The sequence below is a fragment of the Mesorhizobium marinum genome (genome assembly GCF_040813675.1).
GTDB lineage: Bacteria > Pseudomonadota > Alphaproteobacteria > Rhizobiales > Rhizobiaceae > Mesorhizobium_K > Mesorhizobium_K marinum.
Genome location: NZ_JBFOCI010000050.1, coordinates 1 through 500, shown reverse-complemented (window position 1 = coordinate 500; position 500 = coordinate 1). Strand labels below are relative to the sequence as shown.

1 protein-coding gene is annotated in these 500 nt (G+C 56.4%); it reads left to right on the top strand.

Translation table 11 applies throughout. The features are described from left to right. Positions 1-500: DNA cytosine methyltransferase (locus tag ABUE31_RS22805; RefSeq protein WP_367726058.1), on the top strand; the 500-nt coding region annotated here is incomplete at both ends.

Genomic DNA, 500 nt, shown 5'->3' with positions numbered 1-500 from the left:
TCGTCGACTTGTTCGCTGGTTGCGGCGGACTATCGCTTGGGCTTTCTCTAGCCGGCATGCAGGGCCTTTTTGCCATTGAACGTGACTCGATGGCGTTTGAAACCTTCGCCACAAATTTCAGGTCGGAGGCTTCTCCCATCGCTCACAAGTTTGAATGGCCATCATGGTTGGCCCAAAGAGCCTGGGGTATCGAGGAGTTGCTGAACGAGCATCAGCACGAGCTTGAGAAATTGCGCGGGGTCGTTGACGTCTTGGCAGGAGGCCCGCCATGCCAAGGATTTAGCTTTGCTGGGCGGCGAATGGAGGACGATCCAAGAAACCTCCTTTTCCAGAAGTACGTGGAGGCTGTTGATGCGATCCGGCCAGCCGCACTAATTCTGGAGAACGTACCGGGTATGCGGGTCGCCCACCGATCATCGAACGTGGTTGAACTCCCGTTCGCGCCGGCGCCAACCAGACGATCCTTCTACGACAAACTCGTGGAAAGCTTGGACCGCATT